At 67.4% G+C, this 19,513-nt stretch carries 15 protein-coding genes, 1 tRNA gene and 2 pseudogenes; 12 read left to right on the top strand and 6 right to left on the bottom strand.

Going from position 1 to position 19,513, the window contains the following annotated elements; all coding sequences use genetic code 11:
• Positions 1-6: 6 nt before the first annotated feature.
• Both dusA and AAAZ40_RS09555 read left to right on the top strand, forming a co-directional pair.
• Positions 7-1,140, top strand: coding sequence for a tRNA dihydrouridine(20/20a) synthase DusA (gene dusA / locus AAAZ40_RS09560; protein WP_476660150.1), 1,134 nt, complete (start codon positions 7-9; stop codon positions 1,138-1,140).
• Between the two features lie 63 nt (positions 1,141-1,203).
• Entirely contained in the window at positions 1,204-3,564 is a 2,361-nt protein-coding gene (locus tag AAAZ40_RS09555) for a YgiQ family radical SAM protein (protein WP_476660149.1), read from the top strand.
• A gap of 47 nt (positions 3,565-3,611) precedes the next feature.
• On the opposite strand, the gene AAAZ40_RS09550 is transcribed toward AAAZ40_RS09555, so the two are convergent.
• The 4 genes from AAAZ40_RS09550 to fabG form a co-directional block, all read right to left on the bottom strand.
• A complete protein-coding gene (locus AAAZ40_RS09550) occupies positions 3,612-4,049 on the bottom strand; it encodes a HEPN domain-containing protein (RefSeq protein WP_476660148.1) in 438 nt (145 codons plus the stop codon).
• A complete protein-coding gene (locus tag AAAZ40_RS09545) occupies positions 4,046-4,393 on the bottom strand; it encodes a nucleotidyltransferase domain-containing protein (RefSeq protein WP_476660147.1) in 348 nt (115 codons plus the stop codon). Before AAAZ40_RS09545 ends, AAAZ40_RS09550 begins: the two co-directional genes overlap by 4 nt.
• A 19-nt stretch (positions 4,394-4,412) precedes the next feature.
• On the bottom strand, positions 4,413-7,232 hold the full coding sequence (locus tag AAAZ40_RS09540) for a cation-translocating P-type ATPase (protein ID WP_476660146.1): 2,820 nt from the start codon (positions 7,230-7,232) through the stop codon (positions 4,413-4,415).
• Between the two features lie 122 nt (positions 7,233-7,354).
• A complete protein-coding gene (gene fabG / locus AAAZ40_RS09535; protein WP_476660145.1) occupies positions 7,355-8,098 on the bottom strand; it encodes a 3-oxoacyl-ACP reductase FabG in 744 nt (247 codons plus the stop codon).
• 242 nt (positions 8,099-8,340) lie between these two features.
• Between fabG and phaR the strand changes: the two genes are divergently transcribed.
• A complete protein-coding gene (gene phaR, locus AAAZ40_RS09530) occupies positions 8,341-8,853 on the top strand; it encodes a polyhydroxyalkanoate synthesis repressor PhaR (protein ID WP_476660144.1) in 513 nt (170 codons plus the stop codon).
• A 90-nt stretch (positions 8,854-8,943) separates the two neighbouring features.
• Positions 8,944-10,371 carry a 30S ribosomal protein S12 methylthiotransferase RimO gene (gene rimO / locus AAAZ40_RS09525; protein WP_476660143.1) on the top strand — a complete coding sequence of 476 codons (1,428 nt, stop codon included), beginning with the start codon at positions 8,944-8,946 and terminating at the stop codon, positions 10,369-10,371.
• An 87-nt stretch (positions 10,372-10,458) separates the two neighbouring features.
• On the opposite strand, the gene AAAZ40_RS09520 is transcribed toward rimO, so the two are convergent.
• Positions 10,459-10,543: transfer RNA gene (locus AAAZ40_RS09520), tRNA-Leu, on the bottom strand.
• 50 nt (positions 10,544-10,593) lie between these two features.
• Between AAAZ40_RS09520 and rnr the strand changes: the two genes are divergently transcribed.
• The 7 genes and pseudogenes from rnr to AAAZ40_RS09485 all read left to right on the top strand — a co-directional run.
• Entirely contained in the window at positions 10,594-12,861 is a 2,268-nt protein-coding gene (rnr, locus tag AAAZ40_RS09515; RefSeq protein ID WP_476660142.1) for a ribonuclease R, read from the top strand.
• Between the two features lie 40 nt (positions 12,862-12,901).
• Positions 12,902-13,459, top strand: a complete 558-nt coding sequence (locus AAAZ40_RS09510) for a YggT family protein (protein ID WP_476660141.1) — start codon at positions 12,902-12,904, stop codon at positions 13,457-13,459.
• A 184-nt stretch (positions 13,460-13,643) separates the two neighbouring features.
• Positions 13,644-14,075 (top strand): nucleotidyltransferase substrate binding protein, encoded by a 432-nt coding sequence (locus AAAZ40_RS09505; protein WP_476660140.1) that lies wholly within the window; start codon positions 13,644-13,646, stop codon positions 14,073-14,075.
• Complete coding sequence (locus tag AAAZ40_RS09500) at positions 14,062-14,403, top strand: restriction endonuclease subunit S (protein ID WP_476660139.1); 342 nt, start codon at positions 14,062-14,064, stop codon at positions 14,401-14,403. The genes AAAZ40_RS09505 and AAAZ40_RS09500 overlap by 14 nt, the downstream gene beginning before the upstream one ends.
• The gene (locus AAAZ40_RS09495) at positions 14,400-15,878 is read left to right on the top strand and encodes a Fic family protein (RefSeq protein WP_476660138.1); all 1,479 of its coding nucleotides are present in this window, start codon (positions 14,400-14,402) and stop codon (positions 15,876-15,878) included. The genes AAAZ40_RS09500 and AAAZ40_RS09495 overlap by 4 nt, the downstream gene beginning before the upstream one ends.
• Positions 15,878-16,236: pseudogene (locus tag AAAZ40_RS09490) on the top strand (type I restriction endonuclease); the annotation flags it as partial. The gene AAAZ40_RS09495 and the pseudogene AAAZ40_RS09490, both read left to right, overlap by 1 nt.
• 236 nt (positions 16,237-16,472) lie before the next feature.
• Positions 16,473-16,571, top strand: a pseudogene (locus AAAZ40_RS09485) (IS481 family transposase); the annotation flags it as partial.
• Positions 16,572-16,911: 340 nt separating this feature from the next.
• On the opposite strand, the gene AAAZ40_RS09480 reads toward AAAZ40_RS09485, so the two are convergent.
• Entirely contained in the window at positions 16,912-18,498 is a 1,587-nt protein-coding gene (locus AAAZ40_RS09480) for an NAD(P)H-hydrate dehydratase (RefSeq protein ID WP_476660137.1), read from the bottom strand.
• A 205-nt stretch (positions 18,499-18,703) separates the two neighbouring features.
• Between AAAZ40_RS09480 and rpsB the strand changes: the two genes are divergently transcribed.
• Positions 18,704-19,453, top strand: coding sequence for a 30S ribosomal protein S2 (gene rpsB, locus AAAZ40_RS09475; protein ID WP_476660136.1), 750 nt, complete (start codon positions 18,704-18,706; stop codon positions 19,451-19,453).
• Positions 19,454-19,513 lie beyond the last annotated feature (60 nt).

Genomic DNA, 19,513 nt, shown 5'->3' with positions numbered 1-19,513 from the left:
GAGCCCATGCCCGCCCTCCAGGCCCATCCAGCCCTTCCAGCCCAGGCCGCCCAGTCCGGTCCTGGCGGCGCTTGCAGCCCTTGGCGCGTGTGCGTGGCCCCGATGCTGGACTGGAGCGACCGCCACTGCCGCACCCTGCACCGCCTGCTCACGCGCCACACCAGGCTCTACACCGAGATGGTGACCACCGGTGCCTTGCTGCATGGCGATGTGGGGCGGCACTTGCGTTTTGACGCCGCCGAGCACCCGCTGGCCTTGCAGCTCGGGGGCAGCGAGCCCGACGATCTGGCCCGGTGTGCGCGCTTGGGGCAAGCGTGGGGCTACGACGAGATCAACCTCAACTGCGGCTGTCCGAGCCTGCGGGTGCAGCGCGGCGCCTTTGGCGCCTGTCTGATGAGCGAGCCGCAGCGCGTGGCCGACTGCGTGCGCGCCATGCGTGCGGTGGTCGATGTGCCGGTGACCGTCAAGCACCGCATCGGCATCGACGCGGAGCAAGGCTACGGCTTTGTGCGCGATTTCGTGGGCACGGTGGCCGAAGCGGGCTGCACGGTGTTCATCGTGCATGCGCGCAACGCCTGGCTGCAGGGCCTGAGCCCCAAGGAAAACCGCGAGCTGCCGCCGCTGCGCTACGAACGGGTGCACCAACTCAAGCGCGATTTTCCGCAGCTCACGCTGGTGCTCAATGGCGGCTTGCAGAGCGCGGCGCAGATGGCCGAGCAGTTGCAACTCGTGGATGGTGTGATGGTGGGGCGCAGCGCCTACCACCAGCCGTGGCTGTTGCACGATTGGGACGCGCAGTTCTTTGGCGCCAGCCACCCGGCCCCCAGCCGCGACGCGGTCGAGGCCGCCATTCTCGACCACATGGAGCGCCAGGCCGCCGCAGAGGGCACGCCCTGGTACGCGATTGCGCGCCACCTGCTGGGCCTGCGCCACGGCCAGCCGGGGGCGCGGCGCTGGCGCCAGGTCTGGAGCGACCATCGGCTCAAACAGCAGCCCGCACGCCACGTCTGGCAACTGGCGCAGCGCGCCTTGCACGCGGGCGCGGACGAGCAGGAGGGCGAGGGCCATGAGCCAGCCATGGCCGGGTGCGCGCCCAGTTCTGCCCCCGCCGCCGCTTGCGCCTACAGCACTGCCGCGTAGCGGGGCATCGCCGCAGCGGCGCGCACGCCGGCGCGCCTGCGCCTATGATCGCGCACTCAAATCATGAGCACATCGAGCCCCTACGCCCCGGCCCAGGCGCCCAAGCCCCTGAGCAGTTACAAGCCCCATTGGGCCAAGCGCTTTGGGGTTGCGCCTTTTTTGCCCACCAGCCGCGCCGAGATGGAGCGCTTGGGTTGGGACCGCTGCGACGTGGTCTTGGTCACCGGCGACGCCTATGTCGATCACCCCAGCTTTGGCATGGCCGTGATCGGGCGCGTGCTCGAGGCCCAAGGCTTCAGGGTGGGCATCATCGCCCAGCCCGATTGGCACAGCGCCGAGCCCTTCAAGGCGCTGGGCCAGCCCAATCTGTTCTGGGGCGTGACGGCGGGCAACATGGATTCGATGATCAACCGCTACACGGCCGAGCGCAAAATCCGCTCCGACGACGCCTACACCCCCGGCAACGTGGGCGGCAAGCGCCCAGACCGCGCCGCCATCGTCTATAGCCAGCGCTGCCGCGAGGCCTACAAAGAGGTGCCGATCGTGCTGGGCGGCATCGAGGCCAGCCTGCGCCGCATCGCCCACTACGATTACTGGAGCGACCAGGTGCGGCGCTCGATCGTGGTCGATGCCAAGTGCGATTTGCTGCTCTACGGCAACGCCGAGCGCGCGCTGGTCGAGATCGCGCACCGGCTGGCGCGGCGCGAGCCGGTGGCGCAGATCACCGATGTGCGCGGCACCGCCTTCGTGCGCCGCAGCGGCGCGCCGGGCTGGGTCGAGATCGATTCGACCGAGGTCGATCGGCCCGGCCGCGTCGAGGCCCACCTGAGCCCCTACCTGAGCCCGAGCGAGCAGGCGCAGGCGCGCGGCGGCTCGTGCAGCCAAGCCGACACCGGCCCCGAGCAGCCCGATGCAGCCGCAGCGCCCCAAGCGGCCACGGTTGCCCCCACCGCTGCCCCAACTGCCACCAGCGCCGTGATCGCCTTTCACCCGCCGCTGGTCCAGCGCGCCAAGACCCAAGCCCCCGAGCGCGCGCGCAGCGTCATCCGCCTGCCCAGCTTCGAGCAGGTGCGCGCCGACCCGGTGCTCTACGCCCACGCCAGCCGCGTGCTGCACCTCGAGACCAACCCCGGCAACGCGCGCGCGCTGGTGCAGGCGCACGGCAGCGGGCCGGGCCAACGCGACGTCTGGATCAACCCGCCGCCATTTCCCCTGAGCAGCGCCGAAATGGACTGGGTCTTTGACCTGCCCTATGCGCGCAGCCCGCACCCGAGCTACGCCGACGCGCAGGGCCGCCACGACGGGACTACCAAAATCCCGGCCTGGGAGATGATCCGCTTTTCCGTCAACATCATGCGCGGCTGCTTTGGCGGTTGCAGCTTTTGCTCCATCACCGAGCACGAGGGCCGCATCATCCAGAGCCGCTCCGAGGACTCGATCGTGCGCGAGGTCGAGCAGATCCGCGATCAGGTGGCCGGCTTCACCGGCGTGATCTCCGACCTCGGCGGCCCCACCGCCAACATGTACCGGCTCGGCTGCAAAAGCCCCGCCATCGAGGCCGCCTGCCGCAAACCCAGCTGCGTCTATCCCGGCATCTGCCCCAACCTGCACACCGACCACCGGCCGCTGATCTCGATCTACCGGCGCACGCGCGCGCTGCCGGGCATCAAAAAAGTGCTGATCGGCTCCGGTCTGCGCTACGACCTGGCCGTGCTCAGCCCCGAATACGTGCAGGAACTGGTGCAGCACCACGTGGGCGGCTACCTGAAAATCGCGCCCGAGCACACCGAAGGCGGCCCGCTGTCGAAGATGATGAAGCCCGGCATCGGCAGCTATGAGCGCTTCCGAAAGATGTTCGAGCACTACAGCGCCGAGGCGGGCAAAAAGCAGTACCTGATTCCGTACTTCATCGCCGCCCACCCCGGCACCAGCGACGCCGACATGATGCAGCTGGCGCTGTGGCTGAAGAAAAACGGCTTTCGCGCCGACCAGGTGCAGACCTTCTACCCCAGCCCCATGGCCAGCGCCACCGCCATGTACCACAGCGGCCTGAACCCACTCAAGGGCATCCACCGCGACGCGCGCGCCGAACGCGTCGATGTGGTCAAGGGCGACAAGCGGCGGCGCCTGCACAAGGCCTTTTTGCGCTACCACGACCCGGCCAACTGGCCGCTGCTGCGCGAGGCGCTCAAAGCCCTGGGCCGCGCCGACCTGATCGGCAATGGCCGCCAGCACCTGATCCCAAGCTTCCAGCCCGCCGGCGCCAGCACCTACCAGAGCCCGCGGCGCAGCAATTCGACCCCGCCCGCCGCCGCCAAGCCAGTCGCCAAGGGCCGCCTGCTGACGCAGCACACCGGCTTGCCGCCCAAGGCGCAAGCGCCAGCGGGGGCACAGGCGCCAGTGCGCCGCCGGGCCAAGGTTTAGACCTGGCTCTACCCACCAAGGCCGCCATGGAGCGCGGCTTACAACAATCAGGCTGCCGGGGGTGTTGTGCCCACACCGCCCGGTGGCGCAGTTTGCAAACGCGCCAGCAATTCGTGCATGGCGGCGACGAAGGATGCGGACTGATGCACGATCATGCGCGCCTTGTCGAGCGGGATGGGGTCGCCCTTGTAATCTGCCTCCAGACGGATTTCCTCAGCCCGGTTGAAAGCCTTGCCGAGTTCGACCGGAACCAGACCGGTTTTGACCAGATGCAAGCCGAAAGCCGTGATCAGACCGCTATGGGTTTTGGCGCAGTCGCTTGACATGCCAATTGCCATCAGCACAGCACGAGCCGCGTCGAACATCGCGTAGTACGCACGGTTGCAAGCGCCGTCAGGGTCCTCGAGGCTCAACAATGCGTGGGCCGATGTGCATGCCCGGCTGGCCTTGTTCATCAACCCCGCCGGATTCAAAGGCGCGCTCACAGGCGCACCCCTTCACGGGCGATGTTGTGCAGCAGGGCCGGGTTCGAGTAGGCGTCCGGATGCTCCCACTCCTCGGTCCAGACAGGGAGCGGTGAGATTCGGATTCCGGTTTCCAGCATGACGTCGTAAGCCAGATCGGCCAATGCCAGCTTGGTGTCCAGGTAGGGTTCGGGGCGGCCTTTGAGCAAGACCGCCACATCGGCATCGCTGCCCGGCGCGTGCGTGCCACGCGCCCGACTTCCGTACAGTATGGCTGCGCTCAAGTCGTAGCGGCGCGCGACCAAGCCCACAAAAGCACGCGTGGCGCATACCGTGGCATGGTCGACTTGAGCGAGGGATTGCATGATGACCAGATAGGACGTTTCATTTTAGCTGGTCTGCGCTTCCAGCTTGACGCATCCCCGCCACCTGCACCGGCGCGGCCGTGCGCCGCAGCAGCTTGAGCGCGAGCTTGCGCAGCTCTTCCAGCACCAGCACGCTGGCGGCCACGGCGGCCGAGAGCAGCCAGTCGTGCAGGCTCAGGTCGGTGGTGTTGAAAAAGGCTTGCAGCGGGCCCCAGTGCACCACCAGCACTTGCAGCCCCACCACGGCCACCAGCGACATCCAGAGCCAGCGGTTGCGAAACAGCTGCCGGTTGAAGGCGCTGCCGTGTTCGTTGCGGGCGTTGAACAGGTTGAAGAACTGGAACAGCACAAAGGTGGTGAAAGCCAGCGTGAGCGCGTAGGTCTCGCCCTTGGGCTGGGCGTACCAGAACAGCCCCAGCGTGCCGACCGTCATGCAAAAGCCAAAGAAAAACAGCTGCGCGATGCGGCTGCCGCTCAAGATGCGGGCATCGGAGCGGCGCGGCGGCTCGTCCATGACGCCGGTGCGCGGCGGCTCCACCCCCAGGCTCAGGGCCGGCGGGCCGTCCATGATGATGTTGACCCACAAAATCTGCACTGCGGTAAAGGGCGTGGGCAGCCCGATCAGGCTGGCGCCGAGCACGGTCTGCATGGCGCCGATGTTGGTCGAGACCTGAAAGCGCACGAACTTGACGATGTTGTCGTAAATCGCGCGGCCCTCGCGCACGGCGCGCACGATGGTGGCAAAGTTGTCGTCGGTGAGCACCATCACCGCCGCTTCCTTGGTGACTTCGGTGCCGGTGATGCCCATGGCCACGCCGATGTCGGCGTGCTTGAGCGCTGGGGCGTCGTTGACGCCGTCGCCGGTCATGGCGGTGACGTGGCCGTCGGCCTTGAGCGCCTGCACGATGCGCACCTTGTGCTCCGGCGCGACGCGGGCAAACACCGCCACCCGGTCGATGCGCGCCGCCAGCGCCTCGACGCTGAGCGCATCGAGCTCGCGGCCCTCGATCACTTCGCCGTGCAGCCCGAGCTCGCGCGCGATCGCCGCCGCCGTGATGCGGTGGTCGCCGGTGATCATCTTGACCTGGATGCCGGCGTGCTGGCACAGGGCGATGGCCGCGCGCGCCTCGGGGCGCGGCGGGTCGATCAGGCCCACCAGACCCACGAAAGTAAGGTCTTGCGCGTGCTGCATGAGCTCGCCGGCGGGGTCGAAGTCGCGCGCCGGGATGGATTTGCTGGCCACCGCCAGCACGCGCATGGCCTGGCTGGCCAGGCGCTCGTTCTCGCTCTGCCAGTAGGCGGGGTCGAGCGCGGTCTCGCCGACGTCCTCGGCATCGAGCTGGCGGCTGGCGCGGGTGAGCAGCACGTCGGGCGCGCCCTTGACGCACAGGCGCACCCACTCGCCGTCGTGGTGGAAGGTGGCCTGAAACTTGTGTGCCGAATCAAAGGGGATTTCGGCGATGCGCGGGTTGTGCTCGGCCAGCGCCTCGGCATCGATGCCGCCCTTGGCCGCCAGCGCCAGCAGCGCGCCCTCGGTTGGGTCGCCGATCAGGCGGCCATTGCGGATGCGGCTGTCGTTGGCCAGCGCCGCCGGGTGCAGCAAGGGCCTGAAGTCGGGCAGGGCGGCGGCGTCGGCGGCATCGGCGGCCCCGATCTGGCCCGCCGCGCCGTAGCCCTCGCCCGACACCGTGTAGCGGCGGCAGCGGTAAACCAGGCTGCGCGCGCTCATCTGGTTCATGGTCAGGGTGCCGGTCTTGTCGGAGCAGATCACGGTGGTGCAGCCCAGCGTTTCGACCGCCGTCATGCGCTTGACGATGGCGCGGTGCTGCGCCATGGCGTACATGCCCAGCGCCAGCGTGACCGTGAGCACGGCCGGCAGGCCGTCGGGGGTGGCGGCCACCGCCAGCGCCAGCGAGGTGAGCAGCATCTGCGCCCACGGGTCGCCGCGCCACAGGCCCAGCGCAAAGATGATCGTGACCACGATGGCAGCGATCAGCACCAGCTTGTGCGCCAGCCCGTCGATCTGCTTTTGCAGCGGGGTGGCGCCGCTTTCGGCTTGCGCCAGCATGGTGGCCAGCCGCCCCATTTCGGTATCCATGCCGGTGCCGGTGACCAGCAGCTCGGCACGCCCGCGCGTGACGCCGGTGTTCATGAACGCCATGTTGATGCGGTCGCCCAGCGCCGCCGCCGGCGGCGCCACGAAGGCCGCATCCTTGCCCACGGCGTGCGACTCGCCGGTGAGCGCCGATTCGTCGATCTCCACATTGTGCGCCACCAGCAGGCGGCCGTCGGCCGGCACGCGGTCGCCGGCTTCGAGCAGCACCACGTCGCCGGGCACGATCTGGCTGGCGTCGATCTCTTCCACGCGCCCAGCGCGGCGCACACGCGCCTGGGGGGCTAGCATGTTCTTGAGCGCGGCCAGGGTTTTTTCGGCCCGGTACTCTTGCCAAAAACCAAGCACGGCGTTGAAGCACACCACCACCAGGATCACGGTCACGCTTTTGATGTCGCCGATGAAGGCCGCAATCACCGCCGCCACCAGCAGGATGATGATCAGCATGCTCTTGAACTGATCGAGCAGCCCGCGCCACAGCGGCCGTGGCGGCGGCTCGGCCAGCCGGTTGGGGCCGTGGCGCTGCAGGCGTGCGTTGGCCTCGGACGCGCTCAGGCCCTGCGCCGGCTCCACCTCGAGCGTGCGCGCGCAGTCGGCGCTGCTGCGGGTGTGCCAGTGCGGCTCGTTCGCCTCGGGTGCGGGGTGGGTGGGTGCGGCGGCGCTGCCGACCAGGTCGGGTGACGCAGGCGGTGAGGGAGGCGTGGGGCTGGCGCTTGGGGTGGGCATGGGTCTGGTCACAAGTCGGGCGGCCGCTGCCGCCATGGCGTGCGACCATGATAGGCGACAAATCAGCGCCCCATATGACCAACCCCGCAGCGCGCTCGGATGCCCGCACGCCCGGGCTCGGGTCAGATCGTCAGGCCGCCGCAGACCTCGAGCACCGCGCCGTTGACGTAGCTGGCCTCGTCGCTGGCCAAAAAGGCATAGACGTTGGCGATTTCTTCGGGTTGCGCCAGGCGGCGCAGGGGCACGCGCTGTTCCATGTCCTTGAGCACCTTGTCGGGAATGGTGTGCAGGATCGGCGTGGCCACAAAGCCCGGTGCCACGGCGTTCACGCGCACGCCCTTGGGGCCGAGCTCGCGGCTCCAGGTCTTGGTGAAGCCGATCACGCCCGCCTTGGTGGCGGCGTAGTTGGTCTGGCCAAAGTTGCCGTACAGCCCGACCACGCTCGAGGCGTTCAGAATCACGCCCGCGCCCTGTGCCACCATGGCATCGGCCACCGCTTGGCTGCAATGAAACACACCGCGCAGGTTCACGTCGATGACACGGTCAAACTGCTCCAGGCTCATCTTTTGCAGCCGCGCGTCCTGGGTGATGCCGGCGTTGTTGACCAGCACGTCGATGCGGCCAAAATGCTGCAATACCTCGGCCACCAATGCATCGACCTGGGCACGCTGCGTCACGTCGAGCACGCGCCCCAGCCCCTCGGCGCCCAAGGCCTGGCACTGCGCCAGCACCTCATCGACGGCGCTTTGGCGCAGGTCGCAGACCACCACGCGCGCGCCTTCGGCGGCGAACCTGAGCGCGGTGGCGGCCCCGATGCCTTGGGCGGCACCGGTGATGAGGCAGACTTTGTTTTGCAGGCGTTTCATGGGCGTACACAAGAGGGGGAAGTGAAACAAGGGCGCCAAAATAGCACACCGGGCTTGCGCCGGGCTGATGCGCTGCCCCCGCCGCACGCCATCGACGGTGCGCCCGCTTCGCCTTCAGGCGTGGTCCTCCCCGACCAGCGCGGCCCTGCCTCTACAATGGAGCACGGCTGGAGCAAGTCACAAGCCTTCCTGCCCCGTGTCAGGCCTTCGTCACCCTTCCCACTGCCCAGAAAGCCCGCAACGTGCAAGACCCCCAGGCTTCAGAAGCGAGCGCGCCCGGCCAGTCGCCGCGCGTGATCAAGAAGTACCCCAACCGCCGCCTCTACGACACCGAGGCCTCGGCCTACATCACGCTGGCCGAAGTCAAAGAGCTGGTGATGCGCGTGCAGCCCTTCGTGGTGCGCGACGCCAAGAGCGGTGCCGACCTGACGCGCAGCATCCTGCTGCAGATCATCCTGGAGGAGGAAAGCGCCGGCGTGCCGCTGTTTTCCGAAAAGCTGCTGGCCAACCTGATCCGCTTTTACGGCCACTCGATGCAGGCCAACATGGGCCATTACCTCGAAAAAAACCTGCAGATCTTCATGGACGTGCAGCAAAAAATGGCCGATCAGGCCAAAGACCTCACGCCCGAGCTGTGGCAGCAGTTCGTCAAGGCGCAGGCGCCGCTGATGCTGGGCAACTACTTCAACCAGTCGCAGCATGCGCTGGCGCAGATGCAAGAGCAGATGCTGGCGGCGTTTGGGCTCAAGCGCTGAGGGGCTCATGGGCGCACAGGCACAAAGGCCGATTGCGCCCCGTCGCCTGCACGGCTGCTGCGGTGCGCCCGAAGCTGAGACAATCCGGGGATGACTGCAACCCCAGATGTCTCGACCCCACCAGCCGCCCGGCCTGCGCCCAAGGTCGGCTTTGTCAGCCTCGGCTGCCCCAAGGCCTTGACCGATTCCGAGCTGATCCTGACGCGCTTGCACGCCGAGGGCTACCAGACCAGCAAGAGCTACCAAGGGGCCGATCTGGTGATCGTCAACACCTGCGGCTTCATCGACGAAGCGGTGCAAGAGAGCCTGGACGCCATCGGCGAGGCGCTGGCCGCCAACGGCCGGGTGCTGGTCACCGGCTGCCTGGGCGCACGCCAAGGCGAGGGCGGCGCCAATCTGGTGCGCCAGATGCACCCCGCAGTGCTGGCCGTGACCGGGCCACACGCCACCGACGAGGTGATGCAAGCCGTGCATCAGCACCTGCCGCCGCCGCCCCACGACCCGATTCTGGATTTGCTGCCGGCGCGGCCCGCTGCGGCGCTGGTCGAGGGCGTGGGCGTCAAGCTCACGCCGCGCCACTACGCCTACCTGAAAATCAGCGAAGGCTGCAACCACCGCTGCACCTTCTGCATCATCCCCTCGCTGCGCGGCGATCTGCAAAGCCGCCCGGTGGGCGAGGTGCTGGGCGAGGCACGCAAGCTGTTTGAGGCCGGGGTCAAGGAGCTGCTGGTGGTGAGCCAAGACACCTCCGCCTACGGCGTCGATGTGCAGTACCGCACCGGCTTTTGGGACGGTCGGCCGATCAAGACCAAGCTGTTTGACTTGGCGCGCGCCCTGGGCGAGCTGGCGCGGCCGCACGGGGCCTGGGTGCGCCTGCACTACGTGTACCCGTATCCGCACGTGGACGAGATTTTGCCGCTGATGGCCGATGGGCTGGTGCTGCCCTACCTCGACGTGCCGCTGCAACACAGCCACCCGGACGTGCTCAAGCGCATGAAGCGCCCGGCCAGTGGCGAGCGCAACCTCGAGCGCATCCAGCGCTGGCGCGAGCGCTGCCCCGAGCTGGTGCTGCGCAGCACCTTCATCGCCGGTTTTCCGGGCGAGAGCGAGGCCGAGTTCGAGCACCTGCTCAGCTTTTTGGCTCAGGCCCAGATCGACCGCGCCGGTTGCTTTGCTTACTCGCCGGTGCAAGGGGCAGCGGCAAACGCACTGCCCGGTGCGCTGCCCGATGCCGTGCGCCACGAGCGCCGGGCGCGCTTCATGGCGGTGGCCGAAGGCGTGTCGGCGGCGCGGCTGCAGCGTCGCGTCGGCGCCACCATGCAGGTGCTGGTGGACCAGGCGCTGAGCCTGGGCAAAAAAGGCGGTGTCGGGCGCTCTTATGCCGACGCGCCCGAGATCGACGGCGTGGTGCGCCTGCTGCCGACGCAAAAAGCCAGCCAGAGCTACCGGGCAGGGGAGTGGGTGCGCGCGCGCATCGTGGCCGCCGAGGGGCACGATCTGGTGGGGCAACTGCTTTGAAGCCTGTGCTGGCGCTGGCACACGGCGAGCAGGCACAAAAAAACCTGCACTTGAAAAGGATTCAAAGTGCAGGTTTTGTGCAATGCTTGGTGCCCAGGAGAGGACTCGAACCTCCACGCCTCTCAGCGCTAGTACCTGAAACTAGTGCGTCTACCAATTCCGCCACCTGGGCTTTCAGATAAGCCGTTAGTATAGCATGACCCAAACGAGTGTAAAAACCGCGTGAAAGAAAAAATCCAAAACCCGCTCCTGACCGAATTCGACGGCGTGGTGCATGGCCACCGCGACGGCCACGGCTTCGTGCAGCGCGACGACGGCCAGCCCGACCTCTACCTCTCGCCCAACGAGATGCGCGCCGTGCTGCACCGCGACCGCGTGAAGGTGCGCATCATAGGCTACGACCGGCGCGGCCGCCCCGAGGGGCGCGTGACCGAAATCATCGAACGCTCCAGCGCGCCCCTGATCGGCCGCCTGCTGCACGAGAACGGGGTCTGGCTGCTGGCGCCAGAAGACAAACGCTACGGCCAAGACGTGCTCATCCCCAAGGCCGCGACCGGGGCGGCGCAGCCGGGGCAGGTGGTGGTGGTCGAGCTCACCGAGCCGCCGGCGCTGTTTGGGCAACCGGTGGGGCGCGTCAAGGAAGTGCTGGGCGAGATCGACGACCCGGGCATGGAGATCGAGATCGCGGTGCGCAAATACGGCGTGCCGCACCAGTTCAGCGAGGCCGCGCTGGCGCAGGCGCGCGCCTTGCCCGAGCAGGTGCGCGCCGCCGACCGCAAGGGCCGCATCGACCTGACCGACGTGGCGCTGGTGACGATCGACGGCGAGGACGCGCGCGACTTCGACGACGCGGTGTATTGCGAACCCGCCCGCGTCGGGCGCGGCAAGGGCTGGCGGCTGCTGGTGGCGATTGCCGACGTCAGCCACTACGTGGAAAACGGCAACGCGCTCGATGCCGACGCCTACGACCGCGCCACCTCGGTCTATTTCCCGCGCCGCGTGATCCCGATGCTGCCGGAAAAGCTCTCCAATGGCCTGTGCTCGCTCAACCCGCAGGTCGAGCGCCTGTGCCTGGTGTGCGACATGCTCATCACCGCCCAAGGCGAGGTGCACGCCTACCAGTTCTACCCGGCCGTGATGTACAGCCATGCCCGGCTCACCTACACCGAAGTGGCGGCGATCCTGCAAAACACCCGCGGCCCGCAGGCGCAGCAGCGCGCCGCCCTGGTGCCGCACCTGCTGCACCTGCACGAGGTCTATCGGGCGCTGCTGAGCGCGCGCCAGCGCCGCGGCGCGGTGGATTTCGAGACCGTCGAGACGCAGATCGTCTGTGACGAAAGCGGGCGCATCGAGAAAATCGTGCCCCGCACGCGCAACGAGGCCCACAAGCTGATCGAGGAGAGCATGCTGGTGGCCAACGTGTGCGCCGCCGAGTTCATCGCCCAAGGCAAGCAGTGGGGGCTGTACCGGGTACACGAGGGCCCCACGCCCGAGAAGCTCGAAACCCTGCGCCAGTACCTCAAGGCCCTGGGGGTGGCGCAAACGCTGTCCGACGAGCCGCAGCCCAAGGATTTTCAGCAACTGGCCGCCGCCACCCAGGAGCGCCCGGACGCGGCGCAAATCCACCAGATGCTGCTGCGCTCGATGCAGCAGGCCATCTACACCCCGCACAACAGCGGCCACTTCGGGCTGGCTTTTGAGGCCTACACCCACTTCACCAGCCCGATCAGGCGCTACCCCGACTTGCTGGTGCACCGCCTCATCAAAGCCATTTTGGCCGAGCGCAGATACCGCCTGCCGACGCTGCCCACACCGGGCGAGGCGCAGGCCAAGCTGGCCAAGCGGTTGTCGGCGCGCGAGACCGCCGTCAGCGCCGCCACCGCCGAAGCCGCCAAGGCGCGCAGCGCCGAGGCCTTGGGCTGGCAGGCGGCCGGGCTGCACTGCAGCGCCAACGAGCGCCGCGCCGACGAAGCCAGCCGCGACGTCGAGGCCTGGCTGAAGTGCAAATACATGCGCGAACACCTGGGCGAAGTGTTTGGCGGCGTGATCAGCGCCGTCACCAGCTTTGGCCTGTTCGTGACGCTCGAAAACCTCTACGTCGAAGGGCTGGTGCACATCACCGAGCTGGGCGGCGACTACTTTCGCCACGACGAAACGCGCCAGGAGCTGCGTGGCGAGCGCACCGGCATCCGCTACGCCCTGGGGTCGCGCCTGAATGTGCAGGTCAGCCGCGTCGATCTGGACGGGCGCCGGATCGATTTCAGGCTCGTCAACCCGGACGCCGACAGCCCCCGTGTGCAGCGCGACAAGGCCGCCGAGGCGGGCGCGACGCGCAAGGGCAAACAGGCACGCGACGCCGCATCGGCTGAGGCACAATACGCCCCCAAGCGCACGCGCAGCAAGGCGGTGCGCGAGGTGTCCCGAGCGGCGGCTGCGCCAGCAGCCCCGGCCACCCGGGGCACGGGCAAAACGAAAAAGGGCAAACGATGAAAATCAGCCCCTTGGGCCTGTACACAGGACTGCGCTAACCATGTCCGCGCTGCTTTTCTTGCTCGACACGCTGTTTTTTTTCCTGGTCGCGGCGGCCTTGCTGCGGGCCTGGATGAACACCCGGCGCATGCGCATGACGCAGCAGCCGGGCCCGTTCGTGATGGCGCTCACCAACTGGATCGTGCAGCCGCTGCGCAGGTCTTTGCCGCAGGTCTGGGTGCAGTCGCGCTTCGATGTGGCCAGTTTCATCGCCGCGGTGTTGCTGGCGCTGGTCTATTCGGCGGCATGGCACTCCCTGCTCGGTGCCGGCTTGCTCGGGCCGCAGGGCATGGGGCAGGCCGCGCAACTGTTCAGCATCCCGTGGGTGGCGCTCCACTTCATGCTGCGCACCGTGTTGCAGGGCCTGATGGTGGTGGCGCTGGTGTACGTGGTGCTGTCGTGGGTGCAGCCGCAGGCGCCGATTCAGTACACGCTGGGGCACCTGCTGCAACCCTTGCTGGCGCCCATCCGGCGCGTCGTGCCCACGGTCGGCGGGGTCGATTTGTCGGTGCTGCTGCTGATCGTGCTGCTGCAGGTGGTGCTGATTTTGATCGCCTGAGCCGGTGCGGCAGGCCCGCCTGGGCATGACGCAAAGGATAAGAACACGATGGCTCAGAACAACAGCGCCAGGAACGGCACGGCCAAGAACGGCAACGGCGGCCAGCTCGGCTTCGAAGCCGAACTCTTCAAGGCCGCCGACAAGCTGTGCTGGGCTACGCCGTAAGCAACCGAGGAGAACGCGCGTGTCATTGCATGTCGAACACTTGCGCCGCACGGCGGACACCTTGGAAGAAGCCATTGCTCGGCTGGCCGCCGTGCAATCGGAGCAAGACACGCTCTACGACCTGTTTCGCAACGCTGTGGTCAAGAGCTTCGAACTGTCGCTGGAAACTACCGGCAAGCTGTTGCGCAAGGCGCTGAAACTCTACGGCGGCATTCCCCGCGAAGTGGACAAACTGGTTTTCAAGGACTTGTTTCGCCATGCTGGTAAACACGGTCTGCTGGACGAAGCCGCCATCGAACGCTGGTTTGCCTACCGCGCCAACCGCAACACCACCGCGCACGACTACGGTGTCGGCTTTGCCAACGAAACCCTGAAGCTTTTGCCCGCCTATTTGCAGGACGTGCGCACGCTTGCCGATGCCTTGCAGGAGTTGTTCGATGCCCAGACGTAACATCAGCGGGTTGCAGATGAAGGCCCGGCATCTGGGCATGTTGCGCGCGCTGCTGGCGCAACAAGTGCCGCAAGCGGAGGTCTGCGCCAACGGCAGCACGGTGAATATGCTCAATCCTGACGGCTTGAAAATCCCGCGCTTTGCTTTGCCGCCGCACGAACTCTGCGAAACATTCGATGTCGTCGCCGCGCCGTTACGATTGAAAGCGCAAGCCAATGTTGAGCAGATGGAAACCCTCGCCGCCCTGCGTGACACGCTACTGCCGCGCCTTATCTCCGGCCAATTGCGCATCCCCGATGCCCAACGGATCGAGGAGAAAGCGGCATGACGCCGGAGCAACTGCGCAGCCTCACCGCGCAGGGCGAATCCGCCACCCTCGAATTCAAGAAATCCACGGCTGAGAAGGAGCGCGCCTGCCGCACCCTGTGCGCCTTCGCCAATGGCCAGGGCGGACAGGTGCTGTTTGGCGTGACACCAGCGGGCCAGGCGGTGGGGCAGACGGTGAGCGACCGCACGCTGGAGGAACTGGCGCAGGAGTTCCAGCACTTCGAGCCGCCGCTGTTCCCGACCGTGGAGCGGCTGTCGGTGGGGCCGGGGCGCGTGGTGCTGGTGGTCAGCGTGGAGCGCAGCACTCGGGTGACGAGTTTTCGCGGCGTGCCCTACGAACGGGTGCTGAACACCACGCGGGTGATGTCGCGGGAGGCGCAGCAGCGGCTGCTGCTGGAGGAATTGCACGCTGTGCGGCGCTGGGAAAACCAGTCGGCCGAGGGATGGGATGCATCGCAGTTGGATGGGCGCGAACTGGCGCTCACGCTGGAGGAATCCATCCGTCGCGGTCGCAGCGCAGACCCGGGCACGCGGGAGCCGCTGGAGGTCTTGCGTGGACTGGGCTTGCTGGTGGACGGTGGCAAGCTGGCACGCGCGGCGGTGGTGCTGTTCTGCAAGGACGAGGTGCCCTTGCCGGACTTTCCGCAACTGCGGCTGAAGGTGGCGCGCTTCAAGGGCGTGACGCGCGACGAGTTTCTGGACAATCGGCAGTTTTACGGTAACGCATTTGCGCTGATGCGCAAGGCGGAACGCTTCCTGATGGATTCCTTGCCGGTGGCCGGGCGCATCGTGCCGGGCCGGTTGGAGCGCGAGGATACCCCGCTTTTGCCCGTGGAAGCGCTTCGCGAGGCGCTTGCCAATGCCTTCGTGCACCGCGACTACGCCATCGGCAGCGGTTCGGTGAACGTGGCGCTGTACGACGACCGGCTGGAGATCATTTCCATCGGTGAGCTGCACTTCGGCCTGACACCGGAGGCGTTGCAGCGCGAGCATGAGTCGCGACCGTGGAACCCGATGATCGCCGAAGCCTTCTACCGGCGCGGCATCATCGAAACCTGGGGCCGCGGCACGCTGAAGATGGCACGGCTGATGCGCGAAGCGGGGCTGGCACCGCCCGTGACGGCGGTTCGGAGCGGCGCGGTGGTGCTGACCTTCGATGTAGCGAGCGCCTTGGCGGCGCGCGGGAGGCAAGTTACCCCGCAAGTTACCCCGCAAGTTACCCCGCAAGTTACCCCGCAAGTCGCGGCCCTGCTGATGCGGATTCAGGGGGAAATGACCCGGCATGCCATGCAGGCAGCGCTGGCGCTCGCCGATAGGGAGCACTTCCGCAAAGCCTATCTCTTGCCAGCGCTGGAACTCGGCCTGGTCGAAATGAGCCAGCCTGACAAACCGCAAAGCCGGAGCCAGCGTTACCGCCTGACCGAATCCGGTCGACTGGCCCAACAAGCATTGCACGCCATAGAGGAGCCGCGCTGATGGCCTTCCTTTCCGAAGCCCGGCTAGATGCCGCGCTGCTCGACCAGTTGGCCGCACTGGGCTACGCCGTCGAACGCGAAGAACGCATCGGCCCCGATGCCAATGCTGAAAAAGGCGGGCACCCCGAGCGCGAAAGCCACGACGAGCTTGTGCTCAAGCAGCGCTTCGAGCGCGCCGTTGCACGCCTGAACCCTGGCTTGCCATTGGGGGCGTGCCAGGATGCCGTGCGCAAGGTATGCAGTCCGAACTGCCCGCGCTGCTCGAAGAAAACCGCCGCCTGCACCCGTTGCTGACGCAAGGCGTGGACGTCGAATACTACGCCTGCGACGGCACGCTGACGGCGGGCAAGGCCATGCTGACTTTGAAACCTCAGCTACGACGGCAAGGGCACGACGACGCTCGCTGCTGATTTGTCTACTTCGTTACCTTGGTGTTCAAACGTCCGCAACTCCAACAAGGCTCGCAGACTATGTGTCCCATCCCAGACGATTGTATAGACTTGCGGCGCCAAGGATTGTTCATGGCACGCGCCGTGTTGCGTGAGCTTGTGCATGATCTTGCACTTGCGCACCGTCCCCGTCCTGGAGTGTCCTCATGATGATTGCCTTGCACAAGCGTGCCCGCACCACCCACGCGGTACGCGACGAGATTGCCGCCAGCAAGCTGAGCGTAGCCGCGCTGGCGCAGCGCTACCGCCGCAGCCTCAAGACGTGTAAACACATCGAAGAAGCCTTTGGTTGGGAATCAAGACCGTAGGACTTCTCTATCACCTCTGGCGGCAGACGCAGGCTGATGAGTTGGCGCGGGCTTTGCGCACGCGGGCGGCCCCCCTTGCGGATGATTGCCTGGGCGAGCGCTTCGTCTGTGAGTTCAGGAAGCTCCTGGTACTCGTGCGGCTGGATCTGGTGCGCGTCCACGCGCGCCATGTCAGAGCCCAAAGTACGGTGCGAGGCGGGCTTGTTCACGGTCATTGGCCTTTCGCATGCTGAATACGTGGCGAACCGCGCCACGCGGGGTGTACCTGCTGCTGCACTCAAAGCCGCAACAACTCGCTGGCGCTGGGCAGGGGCGCCCCCGGTGGCCAGCGCTCGGCGCTCAGGCCGTGCCAGTAGGCGGCGTCGGCGCAGGCGCGTTGCAGCGTGTCTAAGCTGTCGGGCTGGGTTTGCGCCAGTTCGGCGCCGATCAGGCCGGCCAGCGCGTCGCCGCTGCCGGGGCTGGCCAGCAGCGCGTTGCCGCTCGGGTTGATTCGCGCTGGCAGCCCGGGCGCTGCCACCACCGTGCCGGCGCCCTTGAGCAGCACCACGCAGCGGAAACGCTCGGCCAGCGCCTGCGCTGCGCCCAGCCGGTCGGCCTGCACGCGCTCGACCGCGCTGCCGAGCAGGCGCGCCGCTTCGAGCGGGTGCGGCGTGAGCACGGTGCCGTGGCCTTGGCTCCAGCGCTGCGCCAGTTGCGCTTGCAGCGCGGGCGCGTCGGCCACGGCGTTGAGGGCGTCGGCGTCGAGCACCAGCAGGCGGCTGTGCGTCAGCACGGTGCCCAGGCAGCCGGCCACCGCCTGCCCGCCGCCGCAGCCGCATACCGTGACCAGCGCTTGCAGCAGCGCGGCGTCGAGCAGCGCCGCCAGCGGGCGCAGCATCAGTTCGGGCTGCAGCGGGTCCAGCGGCGGCGCTGGCGCTGCCGACGCACCCGCCAGCCAGGCCAGGTAGACGCGCCCGGCGCCGCCACGCAAGGCCGCGCGCGCCGCCAGCAGCGCCGCCCCCAGCATGTGCGTGCCTTGCTCGTTGGCCGCCATTTGGCCGCCGATCACGGCAACGCTGCCGTAGCTGCCCTTGTGCGTGGCCAGCGGTTGGCGGCGCAGCAAGCGTGCCGGTGGGTGGCTGGGCGCGTGCAGCCAGGCGCTGGGTGCGGCGGCTGGGTCGCTCGCCGGGGGTGACAGTTCGGCCAGCCCCAAGTCGTGGAACCAGAGCGTGCCCGCCGCGCTGCGCCCGTGCTGGGTGAACAGGCCTGGCTTGAGCGTGAGCAGGCTGAGCGTGTGGCGCTGGGCGCTGGCTCGAGGCGCAGCGCTGGCCCACCACTGGCCGCTGTCGGCGCACAGGCCGCTGGGCAAGTCCAGGCACAACACGGGCACGGGCAAGGCTTGCAGGTGCGCGATCCAGTCGTCGGCCAGGCCGCGCACGGCTCGCGCCAGCCCCAGGCCAAAGAGCGCGTCCAAGGCCAGATCGGGCCAGCCGGGCGGCGGGGCAGATGCGCGCACCTGCAAGCCGCTGGCCTGCGCCTGAGCCCAGGCGCAGCTGCAGTCGGCGCTGAGCGGGCCTTCTGGCCTGAGCCAGTTCAGCCACACTTCGCCACCCAAGGGCTGCAAGCGGCGCTGCCAGGCCGCTGCAGCGAGCAGGCCGTCGCCGCCGTTGTGGCCGGGGCCGCAGGCCACCCAGACGCGGCGCGCGTGCGGCGCCAGCGCGGCGCTGAGGGCAAAACAGGCGGCGCCGGCGCGCGCCATCAGGGTGTGCGCGGGCAGCCGCGGCTGCGCCCATTGTTCGAGCGCGCTGCTGGCAGCGCGGCCATGCAGGGCCAGGGGCTGCGCCAGTTCGGGCAGCGGCAGGCGGGTGGCGGCAGGGGTGTACATAGCGGCAAGGGGGGCAGGGCAGGCAGGCCAGAAGGCGTGCTAGAATGGCGGAGTTTGCTGCCAGCGGCAAACCCTCTCGGTATTTTTCTCCAATCGCAAACAGGCCCAATCGGGTGTTGCGTCCATTTTCACACGGGCATGGTGCCGGTGCGCGGTGGCCGCAATGCGGGCCTGATTTAAGACCCAACCTGAAGGTAACACAACCATGACCATTTCCATGCGCGAAATGCTGGAAGCCGGTGTCCATTTTGGTCACCAAACCCGCTTCTGGAACCCCAAGATGGCCCCCTACATCTTCGGCCATCGCAACAAGATCCACATCGTCAACCTCGACAAGACCCTGCCCCTGTTCGAGGAGGCGGCCAAGTTTGTGCGCCAGGTCAGCGCCCGCGGCGGCAACGTGCTGATGGTGGGCACCAAGCGCCAGGCGCGCGACATCGTGGCACTAGAGGCGCAGCGCGCCGGTGTGCCCTACGTCGAGCAGCGCTGGCTCGGCGGCATGCTGACCAACTTCAAGACCGTCAAGACCTCGATCAAGCGCCTCAAGGAAATGCTGGCGCAAAAAGAGGCCGGGCTCGAGCATCTGTCGAAAAAAGAGCAGCTCACCTTCAACCGCCAGATCGAGAAGCTGCAAAACGACATCGGTGGCATCCAGGACATGAACGCGCTGCCCGAAGCGATTTTTGTCATCGACGTCGGCTACCACAAGATCGCCGTGGCCGAAGCGCAAAAGCTGGGCATCCCACTGATCGCCGTGGTGGACACCAACCACTCCCCGATCGGCATCGACTACGTCATCCCAGGCAATGACGACTCGGCCAAGGCCGTGGCCCTGTATGCGCGCGGCATCGCCGATGCCATCATCGAAGGCCGGGCCAATGCCGTCAGCAACGTGGTGCAAGCGGTGCAGTCGAGCACCGAAGACGAGTTCGTCGAAGTGCAGGGCGAGGCCTGATTCGCAGGCGACACCAGCCACCAAAGGGGCGGTTGCGCCCCTTTTTTGTAAGCATTTTTT

It is taken from the genome of Serpentinimonas sp. SMBJO2 (assembly GCF_056341105.1).
This window is presented reverse-complemented; position numbering and strand designations above follow the sequence as displayed.

What these genes read in the sequence shown, in the direction of transcription:
- dusA (WP_476660150.1), top strand. Translation starts at nt 7, where the DNA reads ATGCCCGCCCTCCAGGCCCATCCAGCCCTTCCAGCCCAGGCCGCCCAG.
- AAAZ40_RS09555 (WP_476660149.1), top strand. Translation starts at nt 1,204, where the DNA reads ATGAGCACATCGAGCCCCTACGCCCCGGCCCAGGCGCCCAAGCCCCTG.
- AAAZ40_RS09545 (WP_476660147.1), bottom strand. Translation starts at nt 4,393, where the DNA reads ATGCAATCCCTCGCTCAAGTCGACCATGCCACGGTATGCGCCACGCGT.
- AAAZ40_RS09540 (WP_476660146.1), bottom strand. Translation starts at nt 7,232, where the DNA reads ATGCCCACCCCAAGCGCCAGCCCCACGCCTCCCTCACCGCCTGCGTCA.
- fabG (WP_476660145.1), bottom strand. Translation starts at nt 8,098, where the DNA reads ATGAAACGCCTGCAAAACAAAGTCTGCCTCATCACCGGTGCCGCCCAA.
- rimO (WP_476660143.1), top strand. Translation starts at nt 8,944, where the DNA reads ATGACTGCAACCCCAGATGTCTCGACCCCACCAGCCGCCCGGCCTGCG.
- AAAZ40_RS09510 (WP_476660141.1), top strand. Translation starts at nt 12,902, where the DNA reads ATGTCCGCGCTGCTTTTCTTGCTCGACACGCTGTTTTTTTTCCTGGTC.
- AAAZ40_RS09500 (WP_476660139.1), top strand. Translation starts at nt 14,062, where the DNA reads ATGCCCAGACGTAACATCAGCGGGTTGCAGATGAAGGCCCGGCATCTG.
- AAAZ40_RS09495 (WP_476660138.1), top strand. Translation starts at nt 14,400, where the DNA reads ATGACGCCGGAGCAACTGCGCAGCCTCACCGCGCAGGGCGAATCCGCC.
- AAAZ40_RS09480 (WP_476660137.1), bottom strand. Translation starts at nt 18,498, where the DNA reads ATGTACACCCCTGCCGCCACCCGCCTGCCGCTGCCCGAACTGGCGCAG.
- rpsB (WP_476660136.1), top strand. Translation starts at nt 18,704, where the DNA reads ATGACCATTTCCATGCGCGAAATGCTGGAAGCCGGTGTCCATTTTGGT.